This is a genomic window from Pseudomonas sp. GW823-FHT01D03, assembly GCF_058798255.1.
Genome location: NZ_JBXAKK010000001.1, coordinates 4,062,520 through 4,088,917, shown reverse-complemented (window position 1 = coordinate 4,088,917; position 26,398 = coordinate 4,062,520). Strand labels below are relative to the sequence as shown.

Here is a 26,398-nt window from a genome sequence, read left to right as displayed (position 1 = left end):
GCAAATCCCGCTCACAAAAAAGGGGACTTTCGTCCCCTTGCGGTATCGCCTGGCTTGTCACCAGCCCATCAATAAATATCTTTCGACAACAACGTAAACGGCGTCTTCACCAGGATCTTCAGATCCAGCCACAACGACCAGTTGTTGATGTAATGCAGGTCCATCTCCACACGCCGCTGCATCTTGTCGATGGTGTCGGTCTCGCCACGGCAGCCGCTGATTTGCGCCAGCCCGGTGATGCCCGGTTTGATTCGGTGGCGGGCCATGTACGCGAGGATTTTCCCCGAGTAGTAGTGGTTGTGCGCCACCGCGTGCGGGCGTGGGCCGACCAGGGCCATTTGCCCCTGCAGCACGTTGAACAACTGCGGCAACTCATCCAGCGACGTGCGGCGGATGAAGCGTCCAACCGCAGTAATGCGCGAGTCATTACGGCTGGCCTGAACCACTTCGCGGTCATCGTGCACGCGCATCGAGCGGAATTTCCAGACCTGAATCACCTTGCCGTTCCAGCCGTGACGATCCTGCTTGAAGAAAACCGGCCCCGGCGAATTGATCTTCACCGCCAACGCAATCAGCAGCAGCACCGGGCTCAACAGGATAATCGCCAGCAGCGCCACGCCTTTTTCCACCAGACTCTTGCTCAGCGCAGCAGTAGGGCGGCTGGTCAGCGGGCTTTCGTTGAGGCAGATCGCCGGCAGACCATCCACCACCTTCACCGAGTGGTTGAGCAGGGTCAGACTGTTCAAGTCCGGCACCCAGACCACATCGACGTTGGCGCCGAGCAAATCGACGTACATCGCTTCGATTTTCGCGGCTTCGGCCAGCGGCAGGGTGATGTACAACCGGCGGATGTCATGGTCTTTGATCAGCTTGAGCAAATCTTCCTGATCACCGACCACACGTGGCGCATCCGAATCCAGGTTCGGCTTCGCGCCATTGCTGACCAAACCCACCAGCGGCAGGTTTTCCACCTGACTGATCTTCTTCGCCAGACCCAGAGCCAGCTCGCCGGTACCGACGATCAACGTCTTCTGTGCACTGGTGCGCGAACGCTGGTAGTACTTGGAAAAGGCATGCAGCGGCGCATACATCAATGCCTGGCCGAGGAAGCCGTAGACCGCCCAGCTCAGCGTCACCTCGCGGGAGAACAGCTCGTCAGCCTTGCACACGAACGCGATGCCGGCCAGCGCCACCATAGTCATCGACCAGCCCATGAACAAACGTCCGAGACCGGTCAGGTAATTGTCCTGCTTGCGATACACGCCGCTGAACGTATACGCCGGCACCGAGGCCAGTACCGCCAGTGTCGCGCACATGCGGTAATAGAACTCGACGGTGCCCGTCTGCCGTTCAGCGAGTATGAATAACAACGCAACAATGAAAGCCTGCGCCAATGCCCATTGGCCCCAGAAGGTAAGTCCCTTGAGGCCGTTATTTCGATTGATCCGTAGAGAAAGTTCCATGAGATATCCCCAGAAATACGTCCATTCAGGTTTCGACAGTTGAAGTCCGAGTTGCTAGATAGGCTTGTTGTTGTTATTGGACGAGTGTCCTGAGGTAACAACGTCGATAGGCCGAACTGTCGTCAATCAATAGACTAAGTTATTGCTGGAGAGGGTGTCTGACGAGTTCTAACAAGATGGCACAGTGCCAACTTTTTAATAATCAAATACAAGGCTGTTAGAAAAGGTCGCAGAGCAGGGGGTGAATAAATTATGTTGTGTTTGTTACTGTAGGAGGGGTGGAGGCAGGGAGCTTGAACTTACCAGGAGAGGTGAAACCAAACAGAGTGCTCTTGTTGTTTTTGTAATCGCACTGTTTCTGTTTGTTTTGTTCGCGGATATCGGCGGTATTTACGCAACGATTTCCTGAATGAGGCAATAACCGCGGTTTCTTACGGCACGGAACAATCGCTCACCATTACTCGCGTTTTTGAACTTGTCCTGCAGGCGACTCAGGCACATTTCCAGGCCACGATACTGCTCCGGCTCGCGGCCGATGCTGAGGATCAGGTCATCTCGACTGACCACGCGTTCTTCGTGATGGAGCATTTTGCGCACCAGCGCGGTTTCAAGCCCGGTAAGACTGATTTCGACGCCTTCCTTCACCAGCGCGCCTTGATCGTTGTCCAGATGCCAGGTCTCGCTGCAGGGAGCGCCGTCTTCATTGGCTGAAGTCTGGTGGCTGGCGTCCGCGCTCATCGTCGGTACTTGGTGAAACGGATTGGCCGATTGTGCTGCGAGCCATTCCGACTCGAGGGTGGCCAGTATGCGCTGGGTATCGTGTTCAATCGTACGGGCGACGTTTTTCCGGGCGCCGCTTGGGTAAGAGAACTCCATCAGCATGGGAGCGGAAGAGGGCGAAGTAGCACCTTCAATAAACATTTGTGCCTGAGACGTGCCAAACGAATTGAAGCGCTCGCTGGACAGAATGCTCTCAAGTTCACGCTGCGACGTTGTACTGTTGGTCACGACGACAAAATATTTTCTTGGGAGGGTTGTACTAGTTTCCATGTCTCTCTCCTAAAATTTGCACCAAAATGGGCGAAAAGGTAAATCGGCAGGCGAGCAATGACTTCCTTGGAAGTAACCGACAGGCAGGGTCTGGGCCCAAAATGGCCTCGATAAGTTCCACTCGTTCTGCTGCTATGTTGTTAAGTTTATTGTTATGGTTCGGTGTAGCCGTGCTCATTCAATGGCTTGATTATTAGTAGATTTGAAGTACAACTTGAGCTGTATGGTTGCATATGACGATCCTTCGTGATTATGCAAAGAGGATGGCTGCCCGAGAGTCAGGCAGTCGATATCAGACCCCGCATCAGGCGATAGCCGTAGCCGCGGATGCTCTGAATCGCATTGGTACCATACATGTCCTTGATTTTTCCACGCAAGCGGCTGATGGATTTTTCCAGCGCCCTCGGATCGTAGAAATTGGTATTGAGCCCCATGATGCTGGCGATTTCATCATGGCTGAGAATGTGATTGCTGGTCTGCGCAAAGGCTTCCAGGATCTTCATTTCGGCAAACGAGATGTCGAGTTTCTGGCTGGCGCCGCCCAGCAGGCAGATGCGCGTCGGGTCGAGTGTCAGATTGATATCCCGCTGCCATTCTTCACTGTTGAAGAACTCACCGAGCAACTCGTCGCCCTCGTCGGAAAGGGTATTGAGTTTGATACAGAAGTCGGCCCCGGCCAGGAAGTACTTGATCTTGTTGAACGCGCCACGACCGGTAATGACTGCGCAGATGATTGGCTTCAAGTTGTCGCTGCGCAGGTTTTCGATCAGCGCAAGATTTTCTTCCAGAGCTTGCGGACTGTCGATAACGACGAAGATGGCACGATACGAACCGGAAAGTTCATCGTTATAGGAACTAGTGTACGAACCCGCCTCAAGTACCATATCAGTGCGTACGTGCTTTGCGATCAGCGCCCTGAAATGTTCGGCCACGCCACGGGTACGACCCAGAGTAAGAACACCGGGTACGTCGTTTGTCGGGCGCGGACTTCTAGTCGCCAAGTTCCCTGAGAGCATCATGCTTTGACTCGAATTAGGTGCTGACATCGGGATGTTAAAGCACCGGTTCTCATCTGTGACTGACAATTGGTAACATTCACGCGATTTTTAGACGTGGCTCCCGAGTTTTCTAACAATAATTAAGCATTTCAAGCTTTTAGTTGATTTTCTCGGGGTTGTGAACTAGTCGTTACATGATGGCGATGTGGAATTGTGCCACTATTTTGAATCTATGGCCACGGCTTTATTCATGTCCAATTGCCACTGTCGACGATCCTGAGACAATGTGAGCTGGATCACAATTTATTGGCCAATCGAACTTTTTTCTACTATAGCCCTAAATATTTTTCGTGTAGTTCGTAGGCGGACGTTTATTAACATGGCTTGAGTGTGTCTTTTGATAAGACATATTCTCCGTCGCCTGATCAGGCAATGGGTGTCGCTTTATACCGATTGTTTAACTTCAGATACTCAATTCCTGAATACAGTTGACCGGTCGCTCATCACGAGCGCTCTGACGGAGGATTAATGGATTTCTGGACCTTTATCCAGGTGTTGATTTTGGGCGCGGTAGAAGGCCTGACCGAGTTTTTGCCGATCTCCAGTACCGGCCACCAGATCATCGTCGCCGACCTGCTGGAGTTCGGCGGCGAACGCGCAATGGCGTTCAACATCATTATTCAACTGGGGGCGATCCTGGCTGTGGTCTGGGAGTTTCGCCCGAAGATCTTCGACATCGTCAAAGGCCTGCCCACCCAACGCAATGCGCAACGTTTCACCCTCAACCTGCTGATCGCCTTCCTGCCGGCGGTGATCCTCGGCGTGCTGTTCGCTGACAAAATCCATCAATACCTGTTTAACCCGATCACCGTAGCCATGGCCTTGGTAGTGGGCGGTATTGTCATGTTGTGGGCCGAACAGCGCAGCCACGTGGTGAGCGTCGATCACGTCGACGACATGCGCTGGTCAGACGCGTTGAAAATCGGTTTCGTGCAATGTCTGGCAATGATTCCCGGCACGTCGCGCTCCGGCTCGACCATCATCGGCGGTTTATTGTTCGGCTTGTCCCGGAAAGCCGCCACAGAGTTCTCGTTTTTCCTCGCCATGCCGACCATGGTCGGCGCTGCGGTGTACTCCGGCTACAAATACCGCGACCTGTTCCAGGCCGGCGACCTGCCAGTGTTCGCACTCGGTTTTGTCATCGCCTTCATCTTCGCCATGATCGCCGTGCGCGGTCTGCTCAAATTCATCGCCAACCACAGTTATGCGGCGTTCGCCTGGTATCGGATCGCGTTTGGCTTGTTGATTCTGGCGACGTGGGTGTTTGGCTGGGTGAACTGGACGGAAGCGGCGGCGGGGTGATGCGCACGCCAGGCGGATCAACCCGCCTGGCGCGTTTTACGGAAGGAGGGCATCAACGCCCTTGCAGCAACTCGCCAGCCTGATCCAGCAACGCCAGCGGATCCTTGGCCTTGTGAATATCCACCGACAACAACTGACGGAATTTACGCGCCCCCGGGAACCCGGTGCCCAGCCCCAGCACATGCCGGGTGATGTGGTGCATCGCACCGCCCGCCTGCAAATGCTCGGCAATATAAGGCCGCAACTGCGCCAGCGCCTCGGCCCGGCTGATCACCGGCGCGCTGCTGCCGAACAACTGCTGATCGACCTCCGCCAGCAAATACGGATTGTGATAAGCCTCACGCCCAAGCATCACACCGTCAAAGGTCTGCAAATGCTCATGGCAGGCCTCCATCGTCTTGATCCCGCCGTTCAGCACAATCTCCAGCTCCGGAAAATCCGCCTTCAACTGCGCCGCCACGTCATAGCGCAACGGCGGAATGTCGCGATTCTCCTTCGGCGACAACCCCTCCAGAATCGCAATCCGCGCATGCACGGTAAAACTGGTACACCCGGCGTCCCGCACCGTCCCGACGAAATCACACAACTCGGCGTAACTGTCCCGCCCATTGATCCCGATCCGATGCTTCACCGTCACCGGAATCGACACCGCATCGCGCATCGCCTTCACACAATCCGCCACCAACTGCGGATGCCCCATCAGGCACGCACCGATCATATTGTTTTGCACGCGATCACTCGGGCAGCCAACATTAAGGTTCACCTCGTCGTAACCATGCTCCTGCGCCATGCGCGCGCAGGCGGCCAGATCGAGCGGGACGCTGCCACCCAACTGCAATGCCAGCGGGTGCTCGGCTTCGTTGTGACGGAGGAAGCGCTCGTGATCGCCGTTGAGGAGGGCGCCGGTGGTGACCATTTCGGTGTAGAGCAGAGCGTTCTTCGACAGGAGGCGTAGGAAGTATCTGCAATGCCTATCAGTCCAATCCATCATCGGGGCCACACTGAAGCGGCGAGACGGCTCGGAACGGGCATGACTAGTGTTTACGGGCGCTTCAGGTTTTTCGAATTTCATTGATACTGATCTTTTATACAGCGGTTTTTACCCATTTTTCCTTGTTTTCTGAAGTCGGTTGCTACAATGTAGCAACCGAATTCGGCAATGTAGCAACTGGAAATGGGCACGATCACATCACGCAAGCGCAAGGACAACTCGACGGCCTACACGGCGCAGATACGGATCAATCGGGACGGGCGCACAGTTTATCAGGAAAGCCAAACCTTCGACCGAAAGCAGGTCGCCCAGGCTTGGATCAAACGGCGTGAGACTGAGCTGGCTGAGCCTGGTGCGATTGAGCGCGCAAATCGTAAGGGTGTGACGATCAGAAAGATGATCGAGCAGTACCTGGACGAGTACGAGAAAATCCGGCCGCTGGGCAAGACCAAGAACGCGACGTTGAAGGCGATCAAGGATACTTGGCTGGGCGACCTCGATGACTCGGCCCTGACCAGTCAAAAGCTAGTGGAATTCGCACAGTGGCGGATGAGTAAAGAGGGTGGCGGTGTTCAGGCGCAGACAGTCGGTAATGATCTCTCGCACCTGGGCGCGGTTCTGTCCGTGGCGCGACCGGCGTGGGGCTACGAGGTAGATCCGCTGGCGATGCCTGACGCACGCAAGGTGTTGCGAAAGCTCGGTATGGTGAGCAAGAGCAAGGAGCGTAACCGTCGGCCGACGCTCGACGAGTTGGACAGGTTGATGAAGCACTTTTTCGAAATGCAGGTTCGTCGACCTGAGTCGATCAACATGCCGAAGATGATTGCATTTGCTCTCTTCTCGACGCGCCGGCAGGAGGAGATTACTCGGATTCGCTGGGATGATCTCGACGAGTCCCGCCAGGCCGTCCTGGTGCGTGATATGAAGAACCCCGGACAGAAGATCGGCAACGACGTGTGGTGCCATCTGCCCGATGAGGCCTGGGCGATCCTGCAGAGCATGCCAAGGAGAGAGCGGGAGATATTTCCGTACAACTCCAGATCGGTGTCCGCGTCGTTCACGCGGGCGTGTCCGCTGTTGGGTATTGAGGATCTGCACTTCCATGATCTAAGGCATGAAGGCGTGAGTCGCCTGTTCGAGATGGACTGGGACATTCCCAGGGTATCGAGTGTATCGGGGCACAGAGACTGGAATTCTTTGCGTCGATACACGCATCTCCGTGGGAGAGGAGATGCATATTTTGGTTGGTGTTGGATAGACAGACTCAAAGGCATTCCGTAGATTGGGTGGTGGCAAAATGAAGGCGCGGTCTTTGCTTTTCATTCGTGAGGAATTGTTGCCCTGTTTAATACGTAGGATGAAGAAGGAATTTCGATTTGAATATAAAAAGAACGAAGAATAATAGTTATCGTGTGGTTCAAACCGAAATTCTGACAAGAGGGCATCCAAGTTACTACCTTAATCGAGGGAGAGTTTTAGTTTCTACTTCCGATTATTCTAATTTAGCTGCATGGGTAATGAGTGCTAGGAAGCGCGGCCAACTCGTACTTCAAAAATACATTCAGAGCTTGTTTCCAAAAAAAATCGAGCTGCTAAAAAGTACTCCGGTATTCAGTAAAGTAGGCGCTGTTAAAGAAGTGTTTTGGTCTGCAGCATTAGTCTTGGCAAACTCTAACCGCATTGTTAGATTTGTCAGTCTTTCAGGTGATTTTGAAAAATATTTTTTAGAGAGTAACTATGAAAAATGTATGGATGTGCTTGGGGTTATAGAGGCTGAGTTCGGGGTTTCGCAGTGGTTAATTGAGAATAAAATTGCAGTTCTTCAAAAAGCTGAAGGGATTGAGTCGCAAAAGAAGTATGTCCAGGAGATAAAGACTAAGGGCACGTCAAATATTCCTTGGTTAGCGTATACAATCAGCCGACGCAATGAAGAAACTACTACATATTTTAGATTTGTTTCTCAGACCATTGATTTTTTAAGCGAGTTAGAAGATTCTGCGCTTAAGTCATCGCTTTTATTCAGGGCTTTAAGTATATTTCCACCTGAAATTGAAAGTATAGGTGATATTTTACATTACGAATCAAACTCTCCTCTGATAGATATTTTTACGGCTTTCATGTTTGTAGCTCAGGTAGTAGTTGCCGGCGATATTGCAGAATTGAAAGAGAGTGTTCTTCAGTGTCTTGAGGTTTTGGCTCCAAAAATCAATGACCCAAGAATTGATCGATTATTATTTATTGCCGGGCTGTCTTCGGATCCTCGTCAGCGTCAGTATACGATGTCTGAAGTTGGGAGTTCGCTTGAGCCAGCATCAGTACCTTCAATTTATTCAGATTGGCCAATCCTCTGGCGTGATGAAGCAATATCCTTCTGAAAGCTCCCATCGACATTTATCGCCTTTCCAGTCCTCAAGCTTTCTATTGCTTCGGATCTTCTGCATATATATAGAGAGGGTAGTCTTGCAGATGAAGACATTGGTAGAAAATTAAAGGACTGTTTAAATTATCGTTGGATGTCGTTCAGTAATATTTTGGAAGAACAATTGTGGCGGGAGTTCTCATCCGACGGTATTGCGGATAGTCGTCCAGCTTTAATCCGCTTTGTGAATACAAAATATCTGGATCCGGAACTTTTAAGGTACTTACCAGATGGTTCCAGAGATACTTACCATCAAAGACTTATCGAGGAAGGAGGAGATTCATTCGTTTTGCGTGCGAATGTCTCTTTAGCTAATAAGGATTTTTCAACTTTTCAAAAAGCAGAAGGTGATGATGGCGAGTCCATCATGTTGCTGCAGGCTGAGCTGGCTTTCTCTAAGGAGGCCTACGATGATGTCATGGAAATCTGTTCACCGCTTCTGCAATCCCGAAATGTACGCATGCGACGTGTTGCTGCACGCCTAATAGCGCATGCTTTAGGATTAAATGCCAAATTGGGGCCTTTGGTTGATTTTGTATCAAGCTCCTGTGTTCAGGATGGCGGCATTGTGAATATGATGCCAATCCAAAGTTGTGCAGAGAGGCTGGATAAAAAAGCTCGCAAAGAGTTGGCTGGTAAACTCTCTACTCCAATCGTTTTGTCTCTTTACTCGAAAAACTTTGATGATAGTTACGATAAGGAGCTTTCGTACGCCTACGAAGATTTTCTAATACGAAAAGGTCTTTCGAAGCCATCTGAATTGCACGGTCTTGCTACTGATCTAGATAAAGATGAATTGGTCTACTATCTGAAGTACATTTGCATTCCGGATATTATGAAGGTGTCCACAGCTTTCAATGGGACTGCAGAGCTACAAAATGAGAGGCTAGCTGTCTGCTATCTGCTACTTAAGTACGATGAATGTAATGCTAAAGATTATGAGTTTGAAATCCGTGAAATTACAAGGGCTCAAGCCATAAGAAAGGGAGTTCGACATGTAGAGCAAAGTAAGATGTCAATAGATGTAGCCGCATTAAGAAAGTGGGCTGATAAAAAATTGAAGGAAAGTTTTCTTCGTTATCAAGCTCTTATAAAAGCAGGTTTCAATCCAGCGGCTGGATTCAAGGAGGCATTACTTGATTCATTATCCGCTGGCCGTCCTATGCCCAGGGAGTTCTTCGAGGTCCCCACAGATGAGGCGAGCTCTTTGCTCAAAGATATCGTGTACTCAATTATTCAGGAGTGTACGATCAACCCAATGCATGGTTTGGATTGTTATCTGAGCATGCGGATACGTCATGGTGCATTATCAGGACAACTTCGCGGGCCTTTAGAATCAGAGAGAATTATTACTCAGAAGAAAAGTGATCAGGAAAGCTACGCCTCCAATGAATTTTGGAAGGAAAAGCTTTCAACTCTCCCTCAGGCTATTAGAGAAAATGTCGACATAAATCTATGCATGTTCTCTGCTAGTTACGATAATATTATCGAAGAAGTCACGAATCAGCAGATTCAGATTTACACGAAAGAAAAGCCTGATGGGCTATTTAATGTTACCTTTACTTATGCTGATATTCGATTTGTAGCAACGTTCATCGATGGCGAATCAACTTTCGATGTGTTTTTTGATCAGTGCATAGATTTGTTTTGGAGAAGTGTCGGTGCTTGCCTGCAAAGAGTGCATCACTATATTGATGGAGTATTGAAGCCTTCATTGAATATTGCATTCAATAAGCTTCAAGAGAATGTTACGGCTGTTTCGGCAGGGCATTCTACCGCTGAGTTAGATAGATCGATTAGGACTGCTCAAACTAATGCGCAGCAAGCGCTAGAGCAAATAAAGGATTGGTTTAAGCTCCCGACGCCAAGAGTTGAGCCCCCATTTGAAATGCAAGAGCTGATTGATATAGGCTTGCAGTGTGTTCAGCGTATACATCGGGACTTTAATCCGATCATTAAGACTGAAATATCGTCATTGCCACCGCTTGCCGACGCTCTTACTACTTTCTCAGATATTTTCTTTATTATCTTTGATAATATTAGAAAGTATTCAGCCGTTGGTAACTCTCCAAATATATCCATAAAAATAATAAAGGAGTTTGGTGGTGTAATAAAATTGGTGGTGGAGAATGAGGTCGATTTTTCTGTTGGGTCAGGATGTGATGTGGGGCGTGTTGAGTCAATCAAAAAAATTATTGAAAATGGTAGTTATCAAAATTCAGTTAAGTCTGAAGGTGGGACTGGTTTGATTAAGCTTAAGAAGATAATTGGACCAGGTCGCTATATGGATTTTGGATACTCTGATGAGTCTAAGTTTTTTGTAGAATTTACCTTGACGCTAAGAGAGATAACTTTATGAAAATCCTAATCGTTGAGGATGACGAGAATAAAAGAGTACAGCTCTCTGACTATCTTAAGCTAATTATAGCAGATGAGGTCGTATTGCTTGAGCGTTCGCTGCAGAGTGGCGTCCGGCGTATTAAAAATGAATTGTTCGACTTGGTTATATTAGATATGACTCTGCCTATGTATGATGTGAGTCCTGATGAGCCTAGCGATGATACTCACATATTTGGTGGAAGAGAATTTCTCAGTCAAATGGATAGATTTGACATAAATATTCCTGTGATAGTATTTACGCAATTTGAGGTCTTTGGTAAGCCTCCTAATGAAATGAGGCTTGAAGATCTTGATCGAGAATTGTCTGAAGAGTATATAAACTATCAAGGTGCTGTGTATTATCATGCGTCATTGAATAGTTGGAAAGATGAGTTGAGGGATAAGTTGATTTTCAATGGATTTGTTTGCGCAGAGTAAACCTATGATTAAAGTTTTGGTTGTGGAAGATGGTCAGGATAAGCTAAGGCGCGTATTGTCCGAACTCACCGCAGTTGAAGGGTGTCTTCTTGACGATATTGATATCGCCAGGGACGCACGTAGTGCTAAGCAGTATCTGTTGGAAAATAATTATGATTTAATGATACTTGATATTTCCCTGCCTGCTACCTCTGACAAAGACCCAGTTCCAGATGGAGGTTTAGTTTTACTGGACGAAATAATTGAGAGGGATATCTATATAAGCCCTCGTGAAGTTATTGGTCTAACAGCCTATCCTGATATTGAGGCCCAAGCCTCAAAAAAGTTTGAGGGTGAGCTTTGGCGAGTTTTGCATTATGATATCTCCTCCAGCGATTGGGGTGAGCAAATTCAGAGAAAGTTACGTCATATTCTAGCAACAAAAAAGTTAGGGAAGGCTGTGGGTTCGTATGAGACGGACGTATGTGTAATCACTGCTCTTCAAAAGCCTGAGCTTTCTGCGGTTCTTAATATACCTTGGGATTGGCGTGATCTTCCTGTCGATAATGACGCTACCCAGTATCACCAATGCCAAGTAAAGTCTCATGAGAAATCCTTAAGCGTTGTTGCCGCCGCAGCTTCGCGAATGGGAATGCCTGCTGCTGCTGTACTTGCTATGAAAATGATCACGACATTCCGTCCTCGCTATCTTGTGATGTTGGGAATTACCGCTGGAATAAGTGGTCAAGTTGAAATGGGAGATGTAATCGTTGCCGATCCTAGCTGGGACTATGGTAACGGAAAACGCACATTATCTGATAGTGAGCCGGTATTTTATGCGGCTCCTCATCAGATAAATTTGGAAGGTTTTTTAAAGGCGAAGTTATTGCGCTTAAGTCAGGATTCTGGGGCTCTTGCATCTATCCGCGCTAAATGGCCAACTAAATGTCCGCCGCTCCTTAATTTGCATTTGGGGCCACTAGCATCTGGAGCAGCAGTGCTGGAAGATCCGAATATCACTGCCGGTATCAGAGAACAACACAGAAAAGTATTAGGTGTTGAAATGGAAGCTTACGCCGTCTTTGCTGCTGCTCAGGAGGCGTCTTTGCCAAAACCGTCAGTCTTTGTTATGAAATCGGTTTGTGATTTTGCGGATATTGATAAAGATGATAGTATGCAAGATTATGCAGCATATACCAGTGCAGCTGCCTTTAGGTTGTTTCTTGGAAAGTTTATATAAATAATGGGGGGAGCCCCCCCCCAAATTTTATGAATGCTTCGCTGAAAGTTTTTTGAGTTCAGTGATTGCTTTATCTCTTTGATTGTCTATATATGTTGCCAAGTCTTGGATGTAAATTCCCAAGGCTGCTTTTTGACTGTTTGGCCCCAACCTCAAAACGGGGATGTCGATTTCGCCGGATAGCTGTTTCTGCTTGAATTTTTCTACTGTGAGGTTCATGTAGTCTTTGCAGACTTTACTTATGGGAATAACAGATTGACCTCCGTATTGAGCCATCAAAAAGAATAGTGTGTTTAACTTCAGTTCCTCTTCGATAAATCCAATTGTCCTTGAATTAATTTTCTTGTTTGTCATTGATGGTTTTCCTTGCTAAATTTTTCTCTAGATTTACGATAACGACTTATATGGCTTCTACGCGTTTTTAATGCGTGTAAAGATGGCTGACTAACTTATGCCACGCGCCTTGTAGCCTGGGCGTCTAGGAACTCAGCCAGGTCGTGTAGGTACACCACTCGCTGGGCGCGAGCTGAGCTATGCAGACGTTTCACGACCAGCGCGATACGACCTGCCTTGATCTCGGCCAGTAGGTAGCGGTCGGTGCGAATGTGCGCGAAGTACTGTTCCCGAACTGCCGCCAGGGTCGGGCAAGGACTAGCGAACTGACGTCGCAATTGTTCAAGTGTATTGCTCACGCTGCGTTCTCCCCGCACCCCTTCGATGGGGGCTGCAACTTGAGGCGAATCAGCTCGGCTAGGCCTTCTTTACTTTTGCCCATGGCAGCCGCGCAGATGTTGCCCTTGGCGTCAGCCACCACGGCGCCGAATGGGAACTCAGGCGAGTTGGTCGGCGTAACGTAGGCGACTTGCCCGTCAAGGATCACGTTGTTGACGCAGCGAAATACCTCGGCCAGCTCGGTGCTTAGTACGGGCATGCTTTCCAGTAATTGAATGGCTTCCGTCGAGGCGCCAACGAGCGTTGCGCGACTGACTACCCCCGGGCAGTTCAAGTAGATCGGGATCAGCTTCAGGGCGCCTAGGGCTTGCGTGTAGGCATTGAGGTTGTTGGTTTTCATGCAGCGGCGTCCTTTTTAGTGATGGCGATTCCCAGCTTCTTGGCCAGCCATTCAACCCCTTCTTCCTTCACCATCACCACGGAGTAATGACGGCGCTTGTTGAGGGATGGGATCAGGGTGCTGCGCGGATCCGAATACAGATAGCCGCGATCACGGTGCTGGCTGGCTAGATCGCCACTACTGTTGAGAATGCCCAGCTCGCGCAACCTGGTGCGGAAGGCGCGGGGCTTGAGTCCGAGCAATGCGGCTGTTTCGTCCAGGGTGCGGTTCGTCATTGCGCGATCCTCAGACGACTGCTGCGCGTGTGTGCAGCGTGTCCACAATCTCGTTGAGATTGATTTGAAGGGCTTCAATGGTCCCGTCATTCGGTAGGAACCAGTCGCCCTCGGTACCCCGGATGCCGCCTTCGCTACGATGCGGCGCCACGGCTTCTGCTGCGGTGCGCTGGATATGGATCACAATTCCGCCGCGCTGGCGGATGAATGACGCTTCATTCTCGAATCGCAGGTCGCTGACTACGAAGCCGCTAGCGGTATCGTGGGTACGAGCCATTAGGTCAAGATTTTGCGAAGCCAGTAGCAGCCATAACTCGGGGTGCACTTTGTCACGGCCCCACTCGGTGCCGAGGGTCTGCATCAGGTAGCGTGGAGAGCGACCCAGCCACGATAGAACTCGTTCCTTTTGCTCTCCTTCGAAGTCGCACGGACTCAAGTTGAGGATATGCATCAGGCCGTCACGCAGCGGGTCGGCGAATGCGTAGGACTGGAATCCATGATGGTTGACCAGATGCTGCGCGGCTGTGTCTTTGCCAGAACGAGCAACGCCAGCGAGGCCGATTAATAGAGGCTTCATGCTGCATCACCCCCGAATGGTTCGGGTTTGTGAGCGACGACATTTGCTTTCGAAGGTGCCAAGCGAGTGCCAGGCGGGGTGACAATTACCAGTAGGCCGGTGTGCTTTTGAATTGCTTCAACGGCTGCTGGGTTAGTGCAAGCTGCTGGGTGTAGGTACACCGGGCAGCGAGTGTTGCTGTGCTGTGTGGTTTGCATGCTCGTACTCTTTGGTGAGAGATTTACGATGCAAACGATACAAATACGTATTGATTCAGTCAATACATATTTGAATTGATTTTTTGCTTGTGCCAAAAAACCCGCATCTCTGCGGGTCTTTTTTGGGCAACGTATTAGAAAATTTCGAGCTTCGAGAATACTACGCCGCAAATTATGGCGTCGGTCCCTAACTCAATTATTGGCTCCGGCCATGCTGGATTCAGCGCTTTTAGAAATCGGCGGCTGCCCTCCATTACTAACTGCTTGAAAGTTGCTTCTTGGCTATCCATGAGTTTTGCAATCACGAGAGAACCATTTTCCGCGTCTTTCGCGGGATCAACAAAAATGATGTCTCCGTCTCGGAAGGACCTCCGTTCATATTGATTGAACATGGATAGTCCGCGTACTCGAAGGGCATAGCTTTGGCTGCTGTGGGAAGCGGCGCATGGCAGCCATATTTCTGCATCATCAAGGGTCCTAACGTCCGCAATCTCACACCAAGCTCCGGCCTGAACCCATGAAATTAGAGGGACATAGCCTTTAATTGCTGGCCCAGTTTCGACGTTGGATTCATTCGCAGATGTAGCGCCCTGATCAATCATCGGGTCTTTGTGTTCGCCTCCCTTCCAGAGCCAGTTGCTACTGACCTTCAAGGCTCTGCTGATCTTTTCGATATTTTCATGGCGTGGGCTGGCTACCGCATTCGTCACAATTCTATGAATCGTCGGTTGCGGAACGCCGGAGCGTCGGCCGAGTTCGCCCTCTGACAGCCCCAATTCCTGCATGCGTTGGGCGATGCGGTCTCCGATCACTTTTTCTCTGCCTTGATTCAAAAACGTATCGGCGAGTGTATTGAATCATTCAATACGTTTGTGTATTGTGGCGGCCAATGCGAAAGCGCATCGGTGAACGATATGACTATCCAAGAAATGCTTGCAGAGCTGCTGCGGTCTGGTTTGTCCCAGAGAGTTATTGCAGATCGCGTAGGAACAACACAGCCGACTATCAATCGCGCCGCGAAAGGTGCAGATGTTCGGTACGTAACGGGTAAGGCAATTGAATGCCTATACACCCAAGAGAAAGAAGCGGCCGATCTTAAGTCGGCAGCTTAAAAGGTGCTGAGCTGGGGCCTCTCACCAAAGAATCCCCCAGCCCAGCTACGACGATACACAGCACATGCACATCGGTCGTGGTCATAGGATAGGGTTTACCCTGGGCTATGGCTACACCGTAAATAGGGGATTTACGGTTATGAGTCGCACAGATCTTTTGCCGGATGCTGGTCCGGTCCTGCCACTACGCCAAGCGATCTATCGCGCTGGTCGTGACTACAAGGGCGGAATTACCGCCCTTGCCTTTGAAATGGTGTTGGACAACGACACCCTCCAGAAGAAACTCAAGCTCGATGAAGAACGCCGCTGGCTGAATCCAGATGAGCTTGAGGAAGTGATCAGGCTGACCGCTGATCCACGCCTGCTGGACGCATTGATGCGACCAGCAGGTGCGGTTTGGTACCGGCCCGTGCCCGTACCGGCAACCCGTGACGCCTTGAGAGCGGTCGGTAAGCTACTCGGGGAAACCGGTGAATTCGTGGCCAAGATGCATGATGGCGCGGCGGACAACATCTGGGAGCTTCATGAAGTCGTGGATCTCGAAAAGTACGGAATGGATGTGATTCGCGAAGTCCTCGGCATCATGGCGGGTGCTCGTCAGGCGATGGAGGATCGCATCAATGGCTGATGATATCGATCGCGCAAACGAGCAGGCGCAATACCTGCTTGATGTTGCTATTCATCGTAATCGCCGCGTGCCATCGAGCCGCGTCAGCGCGCAGTTCTGTGACGACTGCGACGAACCAATCCCGTTGCTACGACAGCAGAAGGTTGAAGGTTGCGAGACCTGCGTTTCTTGTCAGGAGCTGCGGGAGGCCCGGCGATGATTGAATCGGGCAAAGGAACAGCCATCGCTACATGGGCAAAGCGTTACATCAGTACTTTTGACTTGGCACTAGTATCGATTGATCCGGGTGAAAAGGCTCCAAAAGGCCTAGGGTGGAATAAGCCCGGAGGCTATATCACCGACGCCGACGCGGCCGAGGTGTTCTGGCAACGAAACCCAAATCACAACCTTGGCGTCGTGCTGGGGCCGAGCCGCGTTTGTTCATTGGATGTTGATGACGTTCAATGGACGCGACATGTTCTGTATGAACTGTTGGGCCTGAACCTTGATGCGATGGCAGTGGTGTTCCCGACTATCGTCGGGAATCCGCTGCGATTCCGGGTGGTGTTCAAGGTCCCGGAGGGCATCGAACTCACGCGTCACTCGCTTTCATGGCCGAATGAAAAAGACCCGGATGGTTCGATTTTCAAAGGGTTGATGGACAAGGCCAAGGCTGCGAAAGAGCAGGGCAATCTTGCCGCAGAAGCTGCTGCACGAATCGAAGCCGAGCCGTTCAAACGCTTCACGGTCTTTGAGCTACGTGCGGGACTGGTGCAAGACGTATTCCCACCATCAATTCATCCCGGTACCGGCAAACCTTACATCTGGAAAACCGCTCCAAGTGCTACTGACGGGCTGCCCACGCTGACCAACGAGCTGCTTACAATTTGGCAAAATTGGGAGTTTTTTAAGCGAGATGCTGAAGCTGCGTGTCCATGGGCGGTTGCGCCACCGAAGCCACCGGTCAAAGCCCAAACGCGTCCTGCACCCGGCGGCGGCAAACGGCCCTCGGTAATTGATGAATTCAACCGTTGTCACGATGTTGCGGAGCTTCTTCGCGCCCACGGGTACATCAAGCGAGGCAATAAGTGGCTGTACCCTCAAAGCAGCACCGGTCTGCCAGGGGTGACGATCAGTGAGGGCAAGGTTTATTCGCACCACGGTGCTGACCCTCTCGCGAACGGACATCAGAATGACGCCTTTGAAGTCTTCTGCTTACTCGAGCACGGCGGCGACCAGTCGAAGGCTGTGAAGGATGCTGCGCGAATGTTGGGCATGCAACACGCCGCCCGTCCAGATCCTAATGATCTTCCCCCCACCCCATCCGTTGAATTGAATGGGCCGACCTCCGACGAAACACGCCCGTCCAGCGAGGCCGCTCCTGCTCCTGACGGGGGGGCGGGGGAGGTCATAACGTTGGACCACATTCTGCGTCGTTTTGCGCTGGTAGAGGGCACCACGCACGTGTGGGATTGCGACCAATCGAAGGTAATGAAGAAGTCCGCCTTCGAAGCTCGTGTGGGCAAGCCACTGGCCAAAGCCTGGTTGGACGACACCGGAAAGAGGCTGATTTCTGACGACCATGTACACGAGATCGAGCAGGCGCGTCGCATGGCTGGGAAGAAAGGCGGTGCATTCGGGATGTCTCCGACCGATCGTTACGTTTACATCGATGGCACCAAAGACGTTTGGGATCGGGAAAAGAAGCGGCGCATAGCCGAGGGCGCGGTGAAGATGGCGCTTGGTGACACTTACACGTTGTGGCTGAACAGCAGCGAGCGCCGGACCGTCGATGTTGAGCACATCGTGTTTGATCCGACCATGACCAAGGATCCTGCGGTTTACATCAATACCTTTGACGGGTTGCCGCTTGAGCCAGTCAGGGATGACGCAGCATGTGCCAACCTGCGTTGGCTGATCTCATTTCTTTGTAATCATGATGAAGCCGCGACCGATTGGTTAACTCGCTGGCTGGCGTATCCGCTGCAGCACTTGGGCGCCAAGATGGACACCGCTGTATTAATGCATTCGATCATGGAAGGTTCAGGCAAGAGCCTTTTGTTCGCTGACGCACTCGGCATGCTTTACGGCCAATACGCGGCGACTGTTGGTCAGACGCAGTTGGAAAGCAGTTTCAACGCGTGGCAAAGCCGCAAATTGTGGTCCGTCTTTGAAGAGGTGGTCAGTCGCGATCAACGTTACAACCAGGTGGGCAAGATCAAGCACTTGATCACTGGTAAAACGGTGCGGATGGAGTCGAAGTTCATTAATGGCTGGGAAGAAGCCAACCATATGAATGCGGTATTTCTCAGCAACGAGATTCTTCCGTGGCCAATCAGCGACAGTGATCGACGAATGCTGGTCATGTGGCCTATGGAGACCCTACCAGTCGCTCGGCAAAAGGCGATTGGTCGTGAACTGGAGCATGGTGGGGTGGCGGCGCTCTACGGTTGGTTACTGTCGGTCGATCTAGGGGACTTCAACCAGCGCACGCGGCCGCCATCGACCGAGGCGCGTGAGCGTTTGGTGGCCTTGAGTCGGGCCGGCTGGCAAACATTCTTGCATTTGTGGAAGTACAGCGAGCTGGGCCATGGGCTATGGGGGCCTTGTCTATCGACCGACCTCTATTCGTTGTTTCTCGAATGGTGTCAGCGCAACAAAGAGCATGTGATGAGTCAGACGAAGTTCTCTTTGTTCATCAGTTCCGAGGTGGATAAATCGCGAGCAATACCTTGGACTGACGGCAATAACCGTCGTTTCGGCGCGTTTTTCTTTCCCGCGGACCTGGATGCTTCCCCGCCCCCATCACTCAAGGCGGCCGAGCTGGGCAAGCAGGTGGAAAACTGGCGGGCCAAGGCCAGGCTGGCGGGCTGGCACGTGGACAGCTGGGATCACATCAAGGCGCTTGCAGCATGACTATTTTCAAAAGTGTGTTGGGTGTGTTGAGTGTGTGTCGGGTTGATTTTAAATACTCCACACAATTTGAGTGCCCGAATCACATGCCTTTGCGGGGGTTGTGTGGGGTGTGTTGGGTTTTGTGTCGCGCACGCGCATACATGACGTTCTTTACAACGAATTCAACGGAAGGATTTTTTTCCTATGCGAAGACTAATAAACCCAACAAACCCACCACACTCAACTCAAATTTGATTGAAGCATTGAATTTAAAGGGATTTATGTGTGTTGGGTTTGTGTCGGGTTGCGGTTTTTCCGTGTTGGGTTGGGTTTTACGGGGGCAGGGCAATGATTGAGGCGATGGAGTTGTTGCTGAAACATTGGGGTGAGCAATGCCAACACGCCGGTGAAGCGGGAGGCATGGGTAGCCCGATGGCGACGATCATGGAGTGGGGCGGTTGTGCGCCGCGGGGCACACCCGGTTCTCGGATCCTTCTTGGCGGTGGTGCGGGTCCAGATGCAATTGCGCAGGAAATTGGTGCCGCCCTTTCCGAGATTGCCCGGCAAGATGGTCGTGGTGAAAGGCTGCAACAGTTGGCAGTTATGCGTTACGGCTTTGACCCTGCACCGACATGGGCAGCGCAGATGCACGAACTGGGCTACGTCTCAAAGGCGAAGCAAACCTACTACGATCTTGTGCACCGTCTTCATGTCCGACTCTTTGAGGTGCTGGCCGAGCGCAAGGACGCACGTAAGTGGCTTACCGTTGGTCGGGGCGCTTTACCTCAAAGTCTCCTCAAAGTTGCGTCAAAGTTGCGTCAAGTTGGATAACCGAAAATACCCCCTTTTCGGTTCCGTACTCAGGGGGTAAAAAGTCCCCACGATATGGATTCTGCGCCTTGGCGCTTCCCCGAGCACGTGCTGTGCACTTCGTCCTGGCTTATGCCGCGACATTGAAAACCCTGCCCTCCGGCGGGGTTTTCTTTTTGTGTTCGGCATGCTCCTTCACTTGAGGCACAAAATGACAAATGAGCAGCAAGCGCTGGCAGAAATGCCGATCTGGTTGGTGATCGTCCTGGCTCTGGTCGGCGGCGTATCCGGTGAGATGTGGCGAGCAGACAAGGATGGTGCCCGTGGCTGGGCGCTGATGCGTCGGCTTGCGCTTCGATCCGGTGCCTGCATTGTCTGCGGAGTCTCGGCAATGATGCTGATGATCGCGGCGGGCATGTCGCTCTGGACGGCGGGCGCCTTGGGTTGTCTCACGGCAATGGCCGGTGCAGATGTTGCCATCGGTTTGTACGAACGCTGGGCTGCCAAGCGGCTTGGCGTGTGCGATGTCCCGCCGAATGGCGGCGGACCAGCCTGAAACCGCCGGGGACCCTAGGGTTGTTCGGAGGGTACGGGGTCGGAAACCCGCGGGAAAGTGTTAGCGGGAGCGCCCCCAGCTTACTGAAATTCAATCCATTGAAATTGAAAGGTCTGCATTGAAAAGCCGTTGAAAGGAGGGCTTATGACAGAACCAACTTACCTGTCGAAAAGCGCCTTCGCGGCGCGGATCGGCAGGGCACCTAGCTACATCACCTGGTTGAAAAACAACAACCGCCTGGTGCTGTCACCGGACGGAAAACTGGTGGACGTTCAGGCCAGCGAAGCGTTGATTCGCGACACCGCTGACCCGAGCAAAGCCGCCGTCGCTGATCGGCACCAACAAGACCGGATACAGCGTGACGTTTACAGCCAACTGTCGACCCGAACCGAGCCGACTTCCACGGCTGCGCCGCCGCAGGTGCCTACCGGCGACGGCAAGCTCCCCGACTTCCAGAAGGCCCGCGCTCTGCGTGAACACAACATGGCCAAGCTGGCGGAGATCGAACTGGGCAAAGCCCAAGGCTCCTTGGTCTCCAAGGAGGCTGTCGAAACCGGTGCCTACAATGCCGGCCGATTGCTGCGTGACCAGCTGTTCGGGCCATTGCCGCAACTGTCACACGACCTTGCGGCCATGACCGATCCCTGGCTGATCGAGAAACACCTGACAGCCACCTTCCGTCGAACGCTGGAGGAAGCCGAGCGGCTCTCTTCAGCCGATCTTGAACACGCCATGACAACGGACTGAATCTATGCACACGGAATTTCCTGACGGTGCAGAGGTGTACCGTGAGGCTTATTTCCGTGGACTGCGCCCCGATCCAGATCTTTGGATCGACGAATGGGCCGACGAGTACATGCGAATCCCGCGTGACACCGGTGCTCCTGAACCCGGCCAGTACCGCACCTCACGGACACCTTATGCCCGCGAGCCAATGCGCTGCCTGTCGCCGGCTCACCCTTGCAGACGCGTGGTCACCATGGTGGCCTCGCAGTTGATGAAAACCCAAATCGCCCTGAACTGGATGGGTGGCCTGATCCACATGGCACCATCGAACATCCTGGCGCTGCTCCCCAGCCTTGGCCTGTCCAAGCGGGTGTCGGGACGGATCAGCAAGACCATCAAGGCCACCCCCGTTCTGCGCGGGCGGGTCGCGGCCACCCGCTCGCGGGACGCACGCAACACGATGGATACCAAGGAATTCGAGGGTGGCTCGCTGTATGTCACCACCGCCGGTTCTGCGGCCAACCTGTCGGAGCTTTCGGCCCGCTACATCTACGGCGACGAAGTCGACCGCTGGGAGAACGATGTCGGCCAGGAGGGTGACCCCATCAAGCTGGCAGAGACGCGGGCGACCAACTTCGGTCGCAACGCCAAGATTTACTTCTCCAGCTCGCCGACGATCAAAGGCGCCTCGCGGATCGCCGATCTGTTCGAGTCTAGCGACCAGCGCTACTACTACGTGCCATGCCCTACCTGCGGTCATATGCAAGTGCTGGAATGGGAACGGCTGCACTACAGCAAGGACTTCAGCACTGTGCATTACGAGTGTGCAGCACCTGAGTGCGACGTGCTGATCGAGGAGCACCACAAGAGCGACATGCTTGCCCGAGGCGAGTGGCGCGCTCATGCCGGTGGCGACGGCAAAACCGTTGGTTTTCACCTCAATGCACTGTACTCGCCGACCGGCTGGATGGATTGGGCCGGCCTGGCTGTGGAATTTGAAGACGCCAAAAAAGCTCAGGCCCAAGGCGACACGAGCCTGATGCAGGTGTTCTACAACACACGTCTGGCCAAGGTCTGGGACAGCGCACTCGAACAGACCAAGGCTGAAGTGCTAATCGCCCGGGCGCGGCTGGAGACCTACACCCTCGGCGCGATGCCGGCCGGCGTGCTGATGCTGACCGGCGCCGTCGACGTTCAGGCCAATCGCCTGGAGCTGATGGTGATGGGCTTCGGCGTCGGCATGGAACGCTGGGTGGTCGATCACCAGGTTATCTGGGGCGATCCAGCAGACGACCGCACCTGGGCTGTGCTGGACGAGAAACTCAAGGCGCGTTACCGGCATCCTTGCGGTGTCGGGCTAGCGATTCTCGCCGTCGGCGTCGACTCCGGCGGTCACCACACCGATGAGGTCTACCAGTTCTGTCGCGTGCGCCGCTGGCGCAACATCTTCGCTATCAAGGGCGCAAGCAAGCCGGGCCGACCGGTGATTGCACAGCGCCCGTCCATGGTTGACGTGACGTGGAAGGGGCAGACCGAACGCAACGGCGCCGAGCTGTGGTTCGTCGGTACAGACACTGCGAAAGACTGGATCTACAACCGCTACCCGTTTCCGGATGGTCCGGGTTCGCTGCACTTTGCCAACGACCTGCCGGACGAGTTCTTCGCCCAGTGCGTCGCCGAACGCAAAGTCGTTCGCTACGTGCGCGGACACAAGCGCATCGAATGGGTGAAGGGTAAGGCCGAGCGCAACGAAGCGCTCGATCTGATGGTGTACTGCCTCGCGATGGCGCACTACCTCGGCATCAATCGCTACCAGGAACACGACTGGGATCGGGTGCGCCAAGCGCTGGCCCAGTCCGGATTGTTCGACGACGCCTTGGGCATCAAGCCTGTTCAGGGTGAGCGACTTGATAGCGAGCAAACACCAGCGCCTCCAGCTGTGCGCCAAGCTCATCCCGCACCACCACCCTCTGCACCGGCTGCGCAATCGCGACCGGCAGCTCCCCCTCAACGCCGTAGCTCCACCAGCGGTTACCTGAAGAGACGCTGATATGTCCTTTACTCAAAAACACCTCGACGCCATCGAGCGCGCCATTGCGCGTGGCGAAAAGACCGTGCGCTACAGCGACAGAACGGTGGAATACCGCGATGTCGACGAACTGCTCCGCGCCCGTGAAGAAATCCGCAGTTCGCTCACCAGCACTGCCGGCCCGCGCTCGCGGGTTGTGCGGCTCAGTCATGGAGGCAAGGGAATCTGATGGCTCGACAATTCCCGGCGCTCTCACGTAGCGGATTCTTGCTGCCATCGAACATTAAGGCCAGTTACGAAGGTGCCGGGGAGGGTCGCCGATCTGCTAGCTGGGACGCCACCGACGATGGTATCAACAGCATCAACACCCCGGCGCTACGCAACCTGCGTGCCCGTTCACGGGCGGCGGTGCGCAATGACCCGTATGCGGCCAACGCCATCAACAAACGGGTCAGCAACCTGATCGGCACCGGCATCACGCCACGGCCCAAGGTCAAAGATGAGGAGCTGCGCAACCTGCTGCAGGAGCTTTGGGACGACTTTGCCGACGAGTCTGACGCCGACGGTCTCTGCGACTTCTACGGCCAGCAGGCGCTGGTGGCTCGCACCGTGGAAACGGCGGGCGAGTGTTTTGTGCGGTTGCGTCCGCGCAGTCTGGACGAAGGTCTGGTGGTGCCGCTGCAGCTGCAGACCCTGGCACCGGAATTCGTGCCGCACGACAAGTTCGAGATGACCAAGACCGGCAACATCATCCGCGCCGGGATCGAGTTCAACCCGAACGGCAAGCGCGTGGCTTACTGGATGTATCGCTCGCACCCGCGTGATGCGTCGTCGCTCAACAGCGGCTACAACCAACTGGTGCGCGTACCGGCCAGCCAGGTGCTGCACATCTTCGAACCGCTGGAACCGGGGCAGTTGCGCGGCGTGCCGCGCATGTCGCCGGTACTCAAGCGCCTGCGCAGTCTCGACAACTACGACGATGCGGTGCTGTTCCGGCAGGAGGTTTCCAACCTGTTCGCCGGCTTCATCAAGCGCCCGTCGCCGGAAATGGGGCAGGTGCCACGCGACCCCGTCACCGGCCAACTGATCACCGCTGACCGCGACGGCTTCACACCGATGGTGGCACTCGAACCCGGCACGATGCAGGAGCTGGGCGCAGGTGAGGAGGTCGAGTTCTCCAAACCACCCGACGCCGGCAACAACTACCCGGACTTCATGCGTCAGCAACTGATGGCAGCGGCAGCGGGTACCGACACCCCCTACGAGATCCTCACCGGCGATATGAAAGGCATCAACGACCGAGCGTTGCGCGTCGTGCTCAACGAGTTCCGGCGTCGCCTCGAACAACTGCAGTTCAACGTCTACATCCACCAGCTCTGTCGACCGGTCCGAGCCGCTTGGCTGGACATGGCGGTATTGAGCGGTGTGATCGAGTTGCCGGAATACGCCAAGCGTCGTCGCGAATTTCTTCGCACGCGCTGGGTGCCCCAAGGCTGGGCCTACATCCAGCCAGTGCAGGACGTGCAGGCGCGAATGCTTGAGGTCAATGCAGGGTTCGGTTCGCGCAGTGAGATGTGTCTGCGCACCGGTTACGACTCCGAAACGGTCGACGCGGAAAACGCTGCCGACGCTCAACGTGCCCGCGACTTGGGCCTCAATTACCGAACGCTCGTCGAGATTGATACTGAACACGACGACCAGGAGAAACCATGAAACTGCTTTCACCCTTGCAGATCATCAACAAGCTGGAAGGTCAGCCGCCGATCAAGGATCAGCACTGGTACAGCCTCCAGGCCAGCGGCGAAGCCGAGCAACGCATCATCGAGATCTACGTCTATGGCGAGATCGGCGCATGGGGCATCACCGCCAATCAGTTTGTGCGTGACCTCGCTGCGCTGGACGACGGCGTGTCGCCGGTCGTTGCGGCCTTCAACAGCATCGGCGGTGACCTGTTCGACGGCTTGGCCATTCACAACGCCTTGTCGCGTTTGGGTGAGCGTTGCACCGGCCGGGTCGATGCCCTGGCCGCCAGTGCAGCGAGTGTCGCGGTCTGCGGCGCGCACCGGGTTGTTGTCGCTGAAAACGCCATGTTGATGATCCACAACCCGTGGACATTCGCCTCGGGCGATGCCGAGGATTTGCGCAAGGTCGCCGCTGCGCTCGACCAGGCGCTTGAGGTCATCATTGCAGCCTACAAGGCCAAGGCACCGGACATCGACGAAGTCGAGCTGCGGCGATTGGTGAATGCCGAGACCTGGTTGACGGCTCGCGAAGCGGTCGCCCTCGGGCTGGCCGACGAGGTCGGCGACGGTGTGAAGGTCAAGGCTTGTCTGGGGCAGGGCGGTGTGATGCAGAAATATCAGCACACGCCAAAGGCGCTGCTGGATCAGTTGATTGAACCCGAGAAACCCAGCGAGCCGGTCGTGGTAAAGCCCGAGCCGCCGGTCCCGGTCGTTGACTCTGCCAAGCTTGCGCTGTTGATCACACAGTCTTGCAACCAGGCCGGTATCAGCAATCTGATCGAGCCGTTGATTGCCTCGACCAAGCTGGTAGACGAAGCCACGGTGCAGGCTGGGCTGACTCAAGCCAAAGCCATCCGCGATCTGTGTGTGGCAGCGCGCTTACCGGAATTCGCGGTGGAGTTTGTGCAGGCCGGACTGGATACCAATGCAGTGCGTGCGCGGCTCTTCGACAAAGTCGTAGGGAAAGGCGGGGGCTTTGAGATCGACAACAGCTTGCCCCAAGCGCAAGACCCTGACCCCAAAGTGCAAGCCAAACAACCCGATCCGTCCACGATCTGGGCAGCCCGTCAGGCTGCACAATCACCAACCTCGAAAGGAGCAAAACCATGACCTCTAAACTGGAGCCGATGCACGCGGGTGAGTTCCTGCTGTCCGAGGGCGCCGGCAACATCTCGCGTGAAGCGATCAACGTCGCCGCCGGCCACGCATTGGAGCCGGGTCAGATCCTCGGCCTGGTGACCGCGACCAGCGAATTCGCCCCGTACAGCCCGACCGCCGAAGACGGTACCGAAAACGCCGTTGCGATCCTCTACGGCCCGCTCGGCGAGTCGGATGTAGTGCGTCGCGGTCGCGCCGTGGTGCGGCTGGCCGAGGTCAGCGAAGCCCATTTGACCGGTCTCGATCCGGCCGCCGAGAAAGCCCTCGCTGCGCACTTCGTGATCGTCCGCTAAGTCGATCCTTCCTTTATATGCATCCCGCCG

28 protein-coding genes are annotated in these 26,398 nt (G+C 53.7%); 18 read left to right on the top strand and 10 right to left on the bottom strand.

Going from position 1 to position 26,398, the window contains the following annotated elements:
* Positions 1-68: 68 nt before the first annotated feature.
* The 3 genes from AC1RBR_RS17920 to AC1RBR_RS17910 form a co-directional block, all read right to left on the bottom strand.
* Entirely contained in the window at positions 69-1,463 is a 1,395-nt protein-coding gene (locus AC1RBR_RS17920; protein WP_095139888.1) for an undecaprenyl-phosphate glucose phosphotransferase, read from the bottom strand.
* Between the two features lie 390 nt (positions 1,464-1,853).
* Positions 1,854-2,513: a winged helix-turn-helix domain-containing protein gene (locus tag AC1RBR_RS17915; protein ID WP_253149643.1), complete on the bottom strand. Its 660-nt coding sequence runs from the start codon at positions 2,511-2,513 to the stop codon at positions 1,854-1,856.
* 278 nt (positions 2,514-2,791) lie between these two features.
* On the bottom strand, positions 2,792-3,532 hold the full coding sequence (locus AC1RBR_RS17910; RefSeq protein ID WP_492565897.1) for a winged helix-turn-helix domain-containing protein: 741 nt from the start codon (positions 3,530-3,532) through the stop codon (positions 2,792-2,794).
* A gap of 507 nt (positions 3,533-4,039) precedes the next feature.
* Between AC1RBR_RS17910 and AC1RBR_RS17905 the strand changes: the two genes are divergently transcribed.
* A complete protein-coding gene (locus AC1RBR_RS17905) occupies positions 4,040-4,873 on the top strand; it encodes an undecaprenyl-diphosphate phosphatase (protein WP_204895928.1) in 834 nt (277 codons plus the stop codon).
* A gap of 52 nt (positions 4,874-4,925) precedes the next feature.
* On the opposite strand, the gene dusA is transcribed toward AC1RBR_RS17905, so the two are convergent.
* Positions 4,926-5,945, bottom strand: coding sequence for a tRNA dihydrouridine(20/20a) synthase DusA (gene dusA / locus AC1RBR_RS17900; protein ID WP_492565895.1), 1,020 nt, complete (start codon positions 5,943-5,945; stop codon positions 4,926-4,928).
* A gap of 102 nt (positions 5,946-6,047) precedes the next feature.
* Between dusA and AC1RBR_RS17895 the strand changes: the two genes are divergently transcribed.
* The 5 genes from AC1RBR_RS17895 (at position 6,048) to AC1RBR_RS17875 (ending at position 12,319) form a co-directional block, all read left to right on the top strand.
* Positions 6,048-7,145, top strand: a complete 1,098-nt coding sequence (locus AC1RBR_RS17895; RefSeq protein WP_492565894.1) for a site-specific integrase — start codon at positions 6,048-6,050, stop codon at positions 7,143-7,145.
* 95 nt (positions 7,146-7,240) lie between these two features.
* The gene (locus tag AC1RBR_RS17890) at positions 7,241-8,239 is read left to right on the top strand and encodes a hypothetical protein (RefSeq protein ID WP_492565892.1); all 999 of its coding nucleotides are present in this window, start codon (positions 7,241-7,243) and stop codon (positions 8,237-8,239) included.
* 138 nt (positions 8,240-8,377) lie between these two features.
* Positions 8,378-10,642 carry a hypothetical protein gene (locus AC1RBR_RS17885; RefSeq protein WP_492565890.1) on the top strand — a complete coding sequence of 755 codons (2,265 nt, stop codon included), beginning with the start codon at positions 8,378-8,380 and terminating at the stop codon, positions 10,640-10,642.
* Positions 10,639-11,100, top strand: a complete 462-nt coding sequence (locus tag AC1RBR_RS17880; RefSeq protein WP_492565889.1) for a response regulator — start codon at positions 10,639-10,641, stop codon at positions 11,098-11,100. The genes AC1RBR_RS17885 and AC1RBR_RS17880 overlap by 4 nt, the downstream gene beginning before the upstream one ends.
* Positions 11,101-11,104: 4 nt before the next feature.
* The gene (locus tag AC1RBR_RS17875; protein WP_492565887.1) at positions 11,105-12,319 is read left to right on the top strand and encodes a phosphorylase family protein; all 1,215 of its coding nucleotides are present in this window, start codon (positions 11,105-11,107) and stop codon (positions 12,317-12,319) included.
* Positions 12,320-12,346: 27 nt separating this feature from the next.
* Here AC1RBR_RS17875 and AC1RBR_RS17870 read toward each other — a convergent pair whose 3' ends face one another.
* From AC1RBR_RS17870 to AC1RBR_RS17845, 6 genes are all read right to left on the bottom strand, one after another.
* Entirely contained in the window at positions 12,347-12,673 is a 327-nt protein-coding gene (locus AC1RBR_RS17870) for a pyocin activator PrtN family protein (protein ID WP_492565885.1), read from the bottom strand.
* A 95-nt stretch (positions 12,674-12,768) separates the two neighbouring features.
* Positions 12,769-13,011 (bottom strand): pyocin activator PrtN family protein, encoded by a 243-nt coding sequence (locus AC1RBR_RS17865; RefSeq protein ID WP_492565884.1) that lies wholly within the window; start codon positions 13,009-13,011, stop codon positions 12,769-12,771.
* A complete protein-coding gene (locus tag AC1RBR_RS17860) occupies positions 13,008-13,391 on the bottom strand; it encodes a hypothetical protein (protein WP_492565882.1) in 384 nt (127 codons plus the stop codon). Before AC1RBR_RS17860 ends, AC1RBR_RS17865 begins: the two co-directional genes overlap by 4 nt.
* The gene (locus AC1RBR_RS17855) at positions 13,388-13,666 is read right to left on the bottom strand and encodes a hypothetical protein (RefSeq protein ID WP_492565880.1); all 279 of its coding nucleotides are present in this window, start codon (positions 13,664-13,666) and stop codon (positions 13,388-13,390) included. Before AC1RBR_RS17855 ends, AC1RBR_RS17860 begins: the two co-directional genes overlap by 4 nt.
* A 10-nt stretch (positions 13,667-13,676) precedes the next feature.
* The gene (locus AC1RBR_RS17850; RefSeq protein ID WP_492565878.1) at positions 13,677-14,243 is read right to left on the bottom strand and encodes a deoxynucleotide monophosphate kinase family protein; all 567 of its coding nucleotides are present in this window, start codon (positions 14,241-14,243) and stop codon (positions 13,677-13,679) included.
* Positions 14,244-14,574: 331 nt separating this feature from the next.
* The gene (locus tag AC1RBR_RS17845) at positions 14,575-15,273 is read right to left on the bottom strand and encodes a LexA family protein (protein WP_492565876.1); all 699 of its coding nucleotides are present in this window, start codon (positions 15,271-15,273) and stop codon (positions 14,575-14,577) included.
* A gap of 418 nt (positions 15,274-15,691) precedes the next feature.
* On the opposite strand from AC1RBR_RS17845, the gene AC1RBR_RS17840 reads away from it, so the two are divergent.
* From AC1RBR_RS17840 to AC1RBR_RS17785, 12 genes are all read left to right on the top strand, one after another.
* Positions 15,692-16,180, top strand: a complete 489-nt coding sequence (locus AC1RBR_RS17840) for a phage regulatory CII family protein (protein ID WP_492565875.1) — start codon at positions 15,692-15,694, stop codon at positions 16,178-16,180.
* Positions 16,173-16,379: a TraR/DksA C4-type zinc finger protein gene (locus tag AC1RBR_RS17835; protein ID WP_134785633.1), complete on the top strand. Its 207-nt coding sequence runs from the start codon at positions 16,173-16,175 to the stop codon at positions 16,377-16,379. Before AC1RBR_RS17840 ends, AC1RBR_RS17835 begins: the two co-directional genes overlap by 8 nt.
* Complete coding sequence (locus AC1RBR_RS17830; protein WP_492565873.1) at positions 16,376-19,075, top strand: DUF5906 domain-containing protein; 2,700 nt, start codon at positions 16,376-16,378, stop codon at positions 19,073-19,075. The genes AC1RBR_RS17835 and AC1RBR_RS17830 overlap by 4 nt, the downstream gene beginning before the upstream one ends.
* Positions 19,072-19,410: a hypothetical protein gene (locus AC1RBR_RS17825; protein ID WP_492565871.1), complete on the top strand. Its 339-nt coding sequence runs from the start codon at positions 19,072-19,074 to the stop codon at positions 19,408-19,410. The genes AC1RBR_RS17830 and AC1RBR_RS17825 overlap by 4 nt, the downstream gene beginning before the upstream one ends.
* Positions 19,403-19,885 carry a hypothetical protein gene (locus AC1RBR_RS17820; RefSeq protein WP_492565869.1) on the top strand — a complete coding sequence of 161 codons (483 nt, stop codon included), beginning with the start codon at positions 19,403-19,405 and terminating at the stop codon, positions 19,883-19,885. The genes AC1RBR_RS17825 and AC1RBR_RS17820 overlap by 8 nt, the downstream gene beginning before the upstream one ends.
* A 190-nt stretch (positions 19,886-20,075) precedes the next feature.
* Entirely contained in the window at positions 20,076-20,420 is a 345-nt protein-coding gene (locus tag AC1RBR_RS17815) for a phage holin family protein (protein ID WP_034156347.1), read from the top strand.
* Between the two features lie 144 nt (positions 20,421-20,564).
* Positions 20,565-21,167, top strand: coding sequence for a terminase small subunit (locus tag AC1RBR_RS17810; protein WP_492565866.1), 603 nt, complete (start codon positions 20,565-20,567; stop codon positions 21,165-21,167).
* Between the two features lie 4 nt (positions 21,168-21,171).
* Positions 21,172-23,196 carry a phage terminase large subunit family protein gene (locus tag AC1RBR_RS17805; protein WP_492565864.1) on the top strand — a complete coding sequence of 675 codons (2,025 nt, stop codon included), beginning with the start codon at positions 21,172-21,174 and terminating at the stop codon, positions 23,194-23,196.
* A gap of 1 nt (position 23,197) precedes the next feature.
* On the top strand, positions 23,198-23,404 hold the full coding sequence (locus AC1RBR_RS17800; protein WP_098964730.1) for a phage head-tail joining protein: 207 nt from the start codon (positions 23,198-23,200) through the stop codon (positions 23,402-23,404).
* On the top strand, positions 23,404-24,888 hold the full coding sequence (locus AC1RBR_RS17795; protein WP_492565862.1) for a phage portal protein: 1,485 nt from the start codon (positions 23,404-23,406) through the stop codon (positions 24,886-24,888). Before AC1RBR_RS17800 ends, AC1RBR_RS17795 begins: the two co-directional genes overlap by 1 nt.
* On the top strand, positions 24,885-26,027 hold the full coding sequence (locus AC1RBR_RS17790; protein WP_492565860.1) for a head maturation protease, ClpP-related: 1,143 nt from the start codon (positions 24,885-24,887) through the stop codon (positions 26,025-26,027). Before AC1RBR_RS17795 ends, AC1RBR_RS17790 begins: the two co-directional genes overlap by 4 nt.
* Entirely contained in the window at positions 26,024-26,368 is a 345-nt protein-coding gene (locus AC1RBR_RS17785; RefSeq protein ID WP_492565859.1) for a head decoration protein, read from the top strand. Before AC1RBR_RS17790 ends, AC1RBR_RS17785 begins: the two co-directional genes overlap by 4 nt.
* Positions 26,369-26,398 lie beyond the last annotated feature (30 nt).

What these genes read in the sequence shown, in the direction of transcription:
- AC1RBR_RS17830 (WP_492565873.1), top strand. Translation starts at nt 16,376, where the DNA reads ATGATTGAATCGGGCAAAGGAACAGCCATCGCTACATGGGCAAAGCGT.
- AC1RBR_RS17795 (WP_492565862.1), top strand. Translation starts at nt 23,404, where the DNA reads ATGGCTCGACAATTCCCGGCGCTCTCACGTAGCGGATTCTTGCTGCCA.
- AC1RBR_RS17820 (WP_492565869.1), top strand. Translation starts at nt 19,403, where the DNA reads ATGATTGAGGCGATGGAGTTGTTGCTGAAACATTGGGGTGAGCAATGC.
- AC1RBR_RS17835 (WP_134785633.1), top strand. Translation starts at nt 16,173, where the DNA reads ATGGCTGATGATATCGATCGCGCAAACGAGCAGGCGCAATACCTGCTT.
- AC1RBR_RS17885 (WP_492565890.1), top strand. Translation starts at nt 8,378, where the DNA reads ATGTCGTTCAGTAATATTTTGGAAGAACAATTGTGGCGGGAGTTCTCA.
- AC1RBR_RS17815 (WP_034156347.1), top strand. Translation starts at nt 20,076, where the DNA reads ATGACAAATGAGCAGCAAGCGCTGGCAGAAATGCCGATCTGGTTGGTG.
- AC1RBR_RS17805 (WP_492565864.1), top strand. Translation starts at nt 21,172, where the DNA reads ATGCACACGGAATTTCCTGACGGTGCAGAGGTGTACCGTGAGGCTTAT.
- AC1RBR_RS17875 (WP_492565887.1), top strand. Translation starts at nt 11,105, where the DNA reads ATGATTAAAGTTTTGGTTGTGGAAGATGGTCAGGATAAGCTAAGGCGC.
- AC1RBR_RS17920 (WP_095139888.1), bottom strand. Translation starts at nt 1,463, where the DNA reads ATGGAACTTTCTCTACGGATCAATCGAAATAACGGCCTCAAGGGACTT.
- AC1RBR_RS17870 (WP_492565885.1), bottom strand. Translation starts at nt 12,673, where the DNA reads ATGACAAACAAGAAAATTAATTCAAGGACAATTGGATTTATCGAAGAG.
- AC1RBR_RS17800 (WP_098964730.1), top strand. Translation starts at nt 23,198, where the DNA reads ATGTCCTTTACTCAAAAACACCTCGACGCCATCGAGCGCGCCATTGCG.
- AC1RBR_RS17905 (WP_204895928.1), top strand. Translation starts at nt 4,040, where the DNA reads ATGGATTTCTGGACCTTTATCCAGGTGTTGATTTTGGGCGCGGTAGAA.
- AC1RBR_RS17850 (WP_492565878.1), bottom strand. Translation starts at nt 14,243, where the DNA reads ATGAAGCCTCTATTAATCGGCCTCGCTGGCGTTGCTCGTTCTGGCAAA.
- AC1RBR_RS17790 (WP_492565860.1), top strand. Translation starts at nt 24,885, where the DNA reads ATGAAACTGCTTTCACCCTTGCAGATCATCAACAAGCTGGAAGGTCAG.
- AC1RBR_RS17880 (WP_492565889.1), top strand. Translation starts at nt 10,639, where the DNA reads ATGAAAATCCTAATCGTTGAGGATGACGAGAATAAAAGAGTACAGCTC.
- AC1RBR_RS17840 (WP_492565875.1), top strand. Translation starts at nt 15,692, where the DNA reads ATGAGTCGCACAGATCTTTTGCCGGATGCTGGTCCGGTCCTGCCACTA.
- AC1RBR_RS17810 (WP_492565866.1), top strand. Translation starts at nt 20,565, where the DNA reads ATGACAGAACCAACTTACCTGTCGAAAAGCGCCTTCGCGGCGCGGATC.
- AC1RBR_RS17910 (WP_492565897.1), bottom strand. Translation starts at nt 3,532, where the DNA reads ATGATGCTCTCAGGGAACTTGGCGACTAGAAGTCCGCGCCCGACAAAC.
- AC1RBR_RS17785 (WP_492565859.1), top strand. Translation starts at nt 26,024, where the DNA reads ATGACCTCTAAACTGGAGCCGATGCACGCGGGTGAGTTCCTGCTGTCC.
- AC1RBR_RS17855 (WP_492565880.1), bottom strand. Translation starts at nt 13,666, where the DNA reads ATGACGAACCGCACCCTGGACGAAACAGCCGCATTGCTCGGACTCAAG.
- dusA (WP_492565895.1), bottom strand. Translation starts at nt 5,945, where the DNA reads ATGAAATTCGAAAAACCTGAAGCGCCCGTAAACACTAGTCATGCCCGT.
- AC1RBR_RS17860 (WP_492565882.1), bottom strand. Translation starts at nt 13,391, where the DNA reads ATGAAAACCAACAACCTCAATGCCTACACGCAAGCCCTAGGCGCCCTG.
- AC1RBR_RS17825 (WP_492565871.1), top strand. Translation starts at nt 19,072, where the DNA reads ATGACTATTTTCAAAAGTGTGTTGGGTGTGTTGAGTGTGTGTCGGGTT.
- AC1RBR_RS17915 (WP_253149643.1), bottom strand. Translation starts at nt 2,513, where the DNA reads ATGGAAACTAGTACAACCCTCCCAAGAAAATATTTTGTCGTCGTGACC.
- AC1RBR_RS17895 (WP_492565894.1), top strand. Translation starts at nt 6,048, where the DNA reads ATGGGCACGATCACATCACGCAAGCGCAAGGACAACTCGACGGCCTAC.